The sequence below is a fragment of the Oceaniradius stylonematis genome (genome assembly GCF_003149475.2).
GTDB lineage: Bacteria > Pseudomonadota > Alphaproteobacteria > Rhizobiales > Rhizobiaceae > Roseitalea > Roseitalea stylonematis.
On sequence record NZ_QFWV02000010.1, the window covers coordinates 1 to 8266 of the forward strand.

The window sequence follows — 8266 nt, forward strand, 5'->3', positions numbered from 1 at the left end:
AGGCCGCATGAGGCCACAATTGAAAACCCGGGCTCTTCACTCAGCTGGATGAGAGATGGGGCTCAGGTCAAACCACTTGGACAACAAAACGAAATGCGCCCAAAAGAATGCCAAATTCCAACAACCCCATCAATCCACAGAGGGACTGAGAGGACCGGCAAACAGCCTGACCTCACGTTCTTTCGTTTTGAGATGGAGCTCTTCAAACCCACGGCTATCGATCAGTCTTCGTATGCTATCGCCCAATCGCGATCGCGCGCTCTCCGTGAAGCCAAGAGCATGCTCTGCCTTCAGCGATCCATCTTTTACAACTCCAGACAAAGCGGACTCCGACCTTGCAACCTCTACAATAGCGTCCCCAGAAAAGTTTGCGTTAACTGTTGAGGGTCCACCAACCCTCCCAAATTCGTACTGCCCATAGTGGACAACGAGTCTAGAACCGACTGGCTCCACTTTTCCATCAAGACGCTGAGATATTTCGGTAAGAAATTCCATCAAGCGGGTATACGCTTTCATAAACATATTTAGTTGATCAAACTCGTTTGTGATGCAAAGTCGAGTTGGAAACGCTGCGATCAATCCGTCGCCCGTAAAATAGGTTTGTGAACAACCAGCCTCATCTAGAACGCTCTCAAAGAGCTCGGCAAGCGTAAATCTAAAGCGTTCCCGAATTGCGTCACCAGACTCAAATATATTACCTTGCTCTGTCGACACATGATCACAAAGCCGACCAAAGCCAGCGACGTCCACTATTAGTATCCATCCCTCATCATCAACAACTAAATCATTCCGTTCTATATTAATTGCCCGTGATTTAATCCGCGCTAAATTCCCAATATCTCTCATCGCCTCGGAAAAGTTCAAAATAATTCTTTTTCCACGAAACGTAAGCGGCTCCTTTTCTGATACCTCTTTTTTGTCTTCAAGCAATTGCAAAGGAACAAAAATGTGCCCCTTTAGGCAAAGCGGGTCGATTAGGTCTGCAACGTGTCGATTATTTCTGAGCTTACAACTGTAACGTTCAATTCTGTAAAGCCGCTTCGCCCCACCGTGACTTGGCGACGACTTTAGCTCGAACATAGATCCCTCATGCATAATTTCCAGCGGACCCAGGCCTGCCAGATGGGCTAGTTCGTTCGCCCGCGCCTTGATATTCATACCGTTGAGCGCTTCGTCAGTTTCTCGTTTCCACTCACCCGCATTCTGCGGGGGAAATGTATCGAAGCTATGAGTAAACGCAAAGAATGACGGGTAAAGCCACCCTTCTGAATATCCTAAACCTTCATTTACATAGTATGGATGCCTCATTAGGACATAGTATTCCCCCCTATATTTAACCGATATTTCGAGAGAAATTATGATCCAACTCTGAATTGGGACATCTGGCAGTACAAAGTTTTCGTCTCGAATATCAACAAACATTCCGACGTCATCCTATCCCATTGCAATCTTCAGGGCGTCGAATACATTACCCTCAACAGCCATGTCTCGCTTTTCTGCAAGCGCATCAATTTCGTTCCTTGTGGAAGAGTAACCGTCCGCGCGGACCCATACCCCTTCGACAGCAGGTTCAAACTCATGATCGACCTTTGCAATAAGGTACTCAAATACATACAGAGTCCTGAGTCCGCTGGACTTCGACGTCTTAAACTCAAATGACGTGTATAAGGTCTGAAATTGGATCCCCGTCGGGTGTCCACTCATTTCCCCCAACTTACTCAATCGCTTGTGAAACTCAGTCTCACCACTTGAAAGCCTCGCCACGGCATCCTCAACTTCGAAATAGGATCGTCCGGAAAGGGTGAGGTCTGGTGTCGATGGCATTTTTTGGGACCCGTAAGGGAACATCCAGGAGTTCCAGGTGTCCGGCGAAGGATTGCATATCAGAAGCTTTTCAGGCCTCCCCCTCGATATGTAGATGCACGTCGCCGTTAAGGCGATCTCTTCGGGCTCAGACTTTAGGAACTTGTTTTGTCTTGTCTGAACGTCATCGTTGGTGGACCAAAACTCTTGCACAGCGCTTCTACCTCCATGTCAAAATTGTTCTGCCGATTAATCGGCTGACGCTCCAGCCACGCGGAAACACCAACAACAGGTCGAAACAGATCTTCACTGAAGTCTGATGTGCGATCTTGCCAATGGTCAACCTCTTCTTCAACCCTGAGGTCGCCCCAATCAAAGCAGCGCGAAGCCGGCCTCGGGAGTTGCTCGCTTCTAATCGTGATGACTTCAGCAACATCAACTCCGTGCGCCACCGCTGCCAGCAACCTGTGGGAGCCGTCCACAACGGTGGCTCGTTCGCCTATCTCTACCACCGGGGGGCAAAGTATTCGATGCGCCCCCTCAATCCGCACTAACACGGGTTCGTACGGCCTCAATTGGAAGTGGTAAAATATCTCCAAAAGTTCACATACCCGTTCATATCTCTCTCGTAATACAGAATGTACTAACGGCTTAACCGTATCTAAGTGCAGGGTCTCCAAATCTACAAAAATATGTCTTTTATCATAGACATGAATCCGNCTTCAATCCCATGCTCAAGCGCTCCTAAAACTTCGTTTTTTGATAGGGCGAAGTGCTCCTCACGAGCCTCTTTCAGAACTGACCCGGAAAAAATCCGCGTCTCCCTTACTGCTCGCGAGCCTTGACAGAATATCGTTGCAGCCGTTCGACCTTCTGGGATGGATAACCGATGCAAAGTGGAGATATCGCCAGAATGACATTCGCCTGGTTTTATTATGCGAGTATCAGTCCGTTCAAGGCTGAGCCGCCCCAAGGACTGTAGTGTGTAATCCGAATTACCAATATGGCTCGATTTGTAACCATTGTAATAGCTACCGGGGCCAAGTTGAAACTCTTCGACGATAACCGCGCCGGAAAAGACGAACGACCAATACGGCTTGGTATGGTTGTGAATATTTTCATCCCCAGTCTGTGCGCTTCCCCAACTGTGAAATCGTATTTCCCGTCCAGTTGTCGGATCTTCAAATAATGGTATCTTTGTGAAACCATTTCGGTGAAGCACCGAAGCGGCCGATGTCGCATTAAGAAGTCCGATGTCCGATTTAATAAGCAACAAAAAGGACCGCAGAAGTGCACCGACAAGTTCCATGGCAACCGCAACAGGCATCCTAGAGACGATTGGATGACCGTCGCTGTAGACAAAATTTCTCGCGATATTTCTGAAGTTGCCAGCACGGTCTTCAGTCATGCACGCCTCATAACTGCGATCTGTGCGATCTTTCCCAAATCAAATAAAAGTGGTCATCAGAAGATGAGACAACAATATCACAGCATTGGTGGCATGTCCTGTCCAACAGTCGACTGCATTAGGGCTCCTCGGTCAACTTGCACGCGAGGGTTCACAGCACACCCGTGGTAGAGTAGCGAACTGATGAACGAAACCATAGCTGATGTGATAGCGAGAGAATCGCTCTGGCTTACAGAACATGAGGAGATATTTCGTTTTGTAACAGTTGGAGGTTCTGTTGCCAGAAACCGGAACGCGCCGGCCAATGACATAGATATGTTCGTGCATTGCAGAGATGTGAGCTTGGGCCTAGCAAAGGAAATTTTGGAAACTGAAATACCAGTTCACCACTCTAATTTTGAAATGTTCGGAAGACCCGAGTTAGTCGATGGATTTGGAATTCGCTTCGGCTTGTTTTCGCGAAACTCCAGAGACATCGATTACTTTTTGGTATCGCCTGCTCTTGTAGGTGATTTTGAGAGTTTTTCACATCACTTGCTAATTCATGGAGATCCTAAACAGTTTTTTGAATTTGTTAAAAAAGAGTATCGAAGAACATCAAAAGAACTTGACACTTTTGTGGATATTAGCGCACTCGCGTTCAGAATATTGCACTACTGCAAGAGGTTGATACGCAGCTATTACAAAGAACAATTTTACGAGACGCAGAGAAGCGCTTTGACTTTGCGTGCAATCGCTTATGGCATTAAAAAGAACCATCAATCCGGATTGAGTTTTGACTGGTTTTCTTGCAATATGCTGGATAGTGGAGTTCAACATGCGGAATTCGATGATTTTCTTCCGCAAGGCGAATTACCTTGGTTGGATACCATTATCCGAATTGTTGAACATTTCATCTATATTTTCGATGAAGGACTTTCGTCGGAAAATAAGATAACGGAGGCAGCTACTCAAGAGTTAAAAAGCTTGAGGGATTCTATAAGATAATCTCCGTCTCAAACAGTAGTTCGTTGTTATAGTGCTTGCTTAGGAATATTGTATCATTGTGCGCATCCCGGGAGAAGGCGACGAACAACTCTCACTGTTACAAAAGCGACGCGGGCCGGTACAGCGTAGCCGCTTCAGGATGGAAATAATTTGGTTCCCGTACATGGGCACCCCGGGTAACGCCGGCCGGGCTGGCTAGCTGGCCAGTCGACGATTACGTTCTTTCGCTGAAATGGACCTCCAATGCACCGTGTTGCCAATCTCTCCTTGAACGGTCCCTGTGAGCCGAGCGCTCCAAACGGCCTCTTCAATGGACTGATCTGGCCGAAGGCCGGCTGCGCCTCGATCGCCTCTGCCGCAATGGCGCCCGTTAAGTTTCTTCCCCTGCCGGCTGCGCCGTCATTCCTCGCGAGGCAACAAACCCGCCGGATCGCCATCCTCCGCTAACGCTGCGGTCGCAAGCGATGCACCTTCGATCGCCTCCGGCCTATCCGATCGCCATCGAGGCCGCATGGTGCGGGCTCGAAACCAGTGATCAAGGAGAACTACCATGGCAACCATCGGCACCTTCAAGAAGTCCGGCAACGAATTCACCGGCGAAATCGTCACCCTCAACGTGCAGGCCAAGAACGTCCGCATCGTCCCCGAAACCAACCAGACCAGCGAGAACGCCCCCAGCCATCGCGTCCTGGTCGGCCGCGCCGAAATCGGGGCAGCCTGGTCCAAGCAGTCGAACGAGGGCCGAGACTATCTCGGCCTCAAGCTCGACGATCCGAGCTTCACCGCTCCGATCTACGCCAACCTCTTCGAGGACGAGGACGGCGGATACAGCCTGATCTGGTCCCGTCCCACCCGCCGCAACGGCGAGTGACAGCAAAGACCGCCCCGCCCGGCACTCCGGGTGGGGCCGTTTTCGCTGTTGGCGAACAGAACCCGGCGATCACACTTGATCGTCGGGCTCGACAAGTTGCATGTGACTAACGCCGAGAGCTTGAGCCAACTCGTAAAGGGTAATCACGGTCGGGTTCCTCCGTCCGCGCTCCAAACTGCTGAGATATTGCTGGCTGAATCCGGAACGCGCTTCCACCTCTTCCTGGGTCAGGCCCTTTTCCCGACGCAGGCGGGCGAAGTTCCGGCCGACCAGTTTGCGCATGTCCATGCGCGAGAAGATCGCGGTTTACATACTTTAAGTTTATCAACTATAGTATGTAAATGGAGCACCACGCTGCATTGATGGACCACTGCCCGCATTCCAGCCGCGTACCGCCACCCCAAGAATTTACCCGTTTTTTCTTTGATCCGATTGCCGGGCAGCGCTCCAATGTGTTCAAATTGTGTTAACGAAAAAGGTGGGAATTCATAACCCGCCGCGATGGGACAGCGGATGGCCAACCCGGACTACCTCGATGAACCGCCGGTCGATGATCGGATCACCGATTATGATCGCGCGAATTTCAAGACCTACCTACGACTCCTTGACGCCGACGCCGAGGGCGCCGACTGGAAGGAAGCCGTCGAGATCATTTTCGGGATCGACCCAAAGCAAGAGCCGGACCGCGCCAAACTCATCCATACCTCGCATATGGCACGAGCACGCTGGATGACCGAGCACGGCTATCGCCATCTCCTGAGCGGAAATCAGCAATAATCGGACCCGTGATGCAGCGTCGGCATCACACCTTGCCCCAACCGAGACTTCCGCAACTACAATCAGAACGCGATCTATATCGCCTGGGGGTACCTGTCAGCTTTAAGCGGAGGCGTTTCCATGGTGGAGGACGCGGACTGGCGACACGGGAAGGCCTTTGACTATATCGACCGGCTCGACCCGGAGGGTTTGGCATGGGAGTTTCTCCGCCGTAACCGCAAATACCAGGACAACTACGAAAACATCCCGACAGAGAAGCGCGAAACGGCAAACGATCCGCTGACCAGATTATGGGGGTTGCGATTTCCCGGCTTCCCCGATCCTTCGCGCCACCGATGCGAACATCTTTTTCGCTCCGGGTATCGACCCTGGAACGCTCATCCTGACAGCGCTTCCTCAATTTCCTGAATCCGACCTTTCTTCACTTTTCCTGCCCGAGACCGATACATTCCGAGCATCCGAGGGCCATTTCCTCTTCGTCGATATCGGTATACATCGGTTTCCAGCCCTGTGCCCGGGCACGCAGATACCTGCGGGACCGGTCGCACCCATAACCTTTCTTGACCGCTTCCTGGAGGATCGTCTCGATGCGATCCGACGATTCTCGCACGCCATAAACGGGCGGCGATCCGTCGAAGACCTGCGCGTCACCCCGTACCGCAGGAACAATCTCAGGCAAATGCTGCGGGTGATCGACGGGCGTCGGTCCGGCGCGACCTTCCAGGAGATCGCCGAGATCGTTCTTCGTGCCGATCACGTCAGCGCCACAGCATGGAAATCCATGCCCGAGCGCGACACCGTCATGCGGCGTTTCCGCGAAGGCATGAAGTACGTGGAGGGCGCCTATCGCTCCCTCCTCTACCGTCACCATCCGTTGCCATGACGAGGGTGCGAATCCGCCGTCGCGCCTTCGCACTCCCCCTCGCCGCGCCTTCTCCGCCACCGTGCTCCCGTCGAACCGCCGATATCCGGCGGTCGTCCCAAGGACCACGGAGGCACGATCATGTCCGCGACGCCCACCAACCTGCCGCCACGCTATCTGAGAACTCCCGAAGCCGCGCGCTTCCTTGGCCTGTCCGGCCGGACGCTCGAGAAACACCGCACCTACGGCACCGGCCCCGCCTATCGCAAGCTCGGTGGCCGCGTTGTCTATTCGGTCGACGATTTGCAGGCCTGGGCGAACCGCGGCGCCAAGCAATCCACGTCCGATCCCGGCGCTGGAACGGTCCTGCCGGCCAAGCGGCACGACAATATCCCGCGTGGCGCCAACCGCCGCTGATCTCCAACCATGGCGCGATCCCGCACATCGGAGAGGCAGCAGCTCGAACTGTTTCGCGCCCTCCCCAGCGATCTCGCGCCCCGCGATGCGCAGGACCTCATGGCCTATCCCTTCTTCAGCCTCGCCAAGTCTCCCCGCACCACACCGATCGATTATCGTTCCGGCGCGGTGGCGATCCGGGTGGAGGCCGTGCCCGAACACGGAATGGCGACCATCTGGGACGCCGATATCCTGATCTGGGCGGCCAGCCAAATCGTCGAGGCTCGCGACAACGGCTTCCGCACCTCGCGCCTGATGGCAGCGACGCCCTACCAGATCCTCACGTTCATCGGCCGCGGCACCGGCGCGCGCGATTACCAGCGTCTCAAAGCGGCCCTCGACCGCCTGCAATCAACCACGGTGGCGACGACGCTACGTCAGCCGCCAAGCAATCCACGGGTGCAGTCCGGCGCCGCTGACAGAACGGCGCGGCGTATGCACCGCTTCTCCTGGATCAACGAATGGACGGAGCGCAGCGATGCGCGCGGCAATCCGGAGGGGATCGAACTCATCGTCCCGGACTGGTTCTACAAGGCCGTTCTCGACGATGCGCTCATCCTCACAATCGACCGGGCTTATTTCGGGTTGACCGGCGGGCTCGACCGCTGGCTCTACCGGATCGTCCGAAAGCACGGCGGCAAACAGGCGCGCGGCTGGCGCTTCGACTTCCGTCATCTCTATCTCAAGTCCAGCAGCCTCTCGCCGTTCAAACGGTTCGCCTTCGAACTGCGCGCCATCGTCAAGCGACAGGCGCTACCGGGCTATCGCCTGTTCCTTGAATTCGAGCCGCGCCGCACCCTGCTCGCCTTCAAACCGGTGCCCTGTGGACAAGCTGTGGACGCCGTCGTGCTATCGGGAACCCGCACTATCGTGCCATCGGGAACCACACCCTCGTGCTATCGGGAACCCGAACCGGGGTTAAGTTTCGATGAGCAAACAGACAATCGCACCGTTAACTTAGAGTCTAACAAAGAATCTAACTTCTTTAGAGACCGGCGCTCTGGGGAAAACCCCGAAGGAGACGCCGGTCCTGACCTGAGCCCCATCTCTCATCCAGCTGAGTGAAGAGCCCGGGTTTTCAATTGTGGCCTCATGCGGCCTG

The 8266-nt window shown here is 53.7% G+C and carries 11 protein-coding genes; 7 read left to right on the forward strand and 4 right to left on the reverse strand.

The genetic code is table 11. The features are described 5' to 3' along the window. Positions 1 to 129: 129 nt before the first annotated feature. The 3 genes from DEM25_RS17665 to DEM25_RS18555 form a co-directional block, all read right to left on the reverse strand. Positions 130 to 1422, reverse strand: a complete 1293-nt coding sequence (locus DEM25_RS17665) for a nucleotidyl cyclase domain-containing protein (RefSeq protein ID WP_109769491.1) — start codon at positions 1420 to 1422, stop codon at positions 130 to 132. Positions 1423 to 1434: 12 nt separating this feature from the next. After that, the gene (locus DEM25_RS18005; protein WP_147393351.1) at positions 1435 to 1824 is read right to left on the reverse strand and encodes a hypothetical protein; all 390 of its coding nucleotides are present in this window, start codon (positions 1822 to 1824) and stop codon (positions 1435 to 1437) included. A gap of 134 nt (positions 1825 to 1958) precedes the next feature. Beyond that, positions 1959 to 2285: a hypothetical protein gene (locus tag DEM25_RS18555; RefSeq protein ID WP_158585298.1), complete on the reverse strand. Its 327-nt coding sequence runs from the start codon at positions 2283 to 2285 to the stop codon at positions 1959 to 1961. 1109 nt (positions 2286 to 3394) lie between these two features. Here DEM25_RS18555 and DEM25_RS17680 point away from each other — a divergent pair. Both DEM25_RS17680 and DEM25_RS17390 read left to right on the forward strand, forming a co-directional pair. Next, positions 3395 to 4198, forward strand: coding sequence for a hypothetical protein (locus tag DEM25_RS17680; protein ID WP_109769495.1), 804 nt, complete (start codon positions 3395 to 3397; stop codon positions 4196 to 4198). Positions 4199 to 4748: 550 nt separating this feature from the next. After that, positions 4749 to 5069: a DUF736 domain-containing protein gene (locus tag DEM25_RS17390; protein ID WP_109769497.1), complete on the forward strand. Its 321-nt coding sequence runs from the start codon at positions 4749 to 4751 to the stop codon at positions 5067 to 5069. Between the two features lie 69 nt (positions 5070 to 5138). Here DEM25_RS17390 and DEM25_RS17395 read toward each other — a convergent pair whose 3' ends face one another. After that, a complete protein-coding gene (locus DEM25_RS17395) occupies positions 5139 to 5357 on the reverse strand; it encodes a helix-turn-helix domain-containing protein (protein WP_109769498.1) in 219 nt (72 codons plus the stop codon). A gap of 225 nt (positions 5358 to 5582) precedes the next feature. Here DEM25_RS17395 and DEM25_RS17400 point away from each other — a divergent pair, with 225 nt between their 5' ends. The 5 genes from DEM25_RS17400 to DEM25_RS17420 all read left to right on the forward strand — a co-directional run bounded on the left by DEM25_RS17400 (position 5583) and on the right by DEM25_RS17420 (position 8229). Further along, positions 5583 to 5846, forward strand: coding sequence for a DNA -binding domain-containing protein (locus DEM25_RS17400; protein WP_109769499.1), 264 nt, complete (start codon positions 5583 to 5585; stop codon positions 5844 to 5846). Between the two features lie 120 nt (positions 5847 to 5966). Next, positions 5967 to 6254, forward strand: a complete 288-nt coding sequence (locus DEM25_RS17405; RefSeq protein WP_196780448.1) for a transcriptional regulator domain-containing protein — start codon at positions 5967 to 5969, stop codon at positions 6252 to 6254. Positions 6255 to 6459: 205 nt separating this feature from the next. Further along, complete coding sequence (locus tag DEM25_RS18460) at positions 6460 to 6729, forward strand: DNA -binding domain-containing protein (protein WP_369406365.1); 270 nt, start codon at positions 6460 to 6462, stop codon at positions 6727 to 6729. A 120-nt stretch (positions 6730 to 6849) separates the two neighbouring features. Next, a complete protein-coding gene (locus tag DEM25_RS17415; RefSeq protein WP_109769501.1) occupies positions 6850 to 7125 on the forward strand; it encodes a helix-turn-helix transcriptional regulator in 276 nt (91 codons plus the stop codon). Positions 7126 to 7134: 9 nt separating this feature from the next. Continuing rightward, positions 7135 to 8229 (forward strand): replication initiator protein A, encoded by a 1095-nt coding sequence (locus tag DEM25_RS17420; protein ID WP_109769502.1) that lies wholly within the window; start codon positions 7135 to 7137, stop codon positions 8227 to 8229. Positions 8230 to 8266 lie beyond the last annotated feature (37 nt).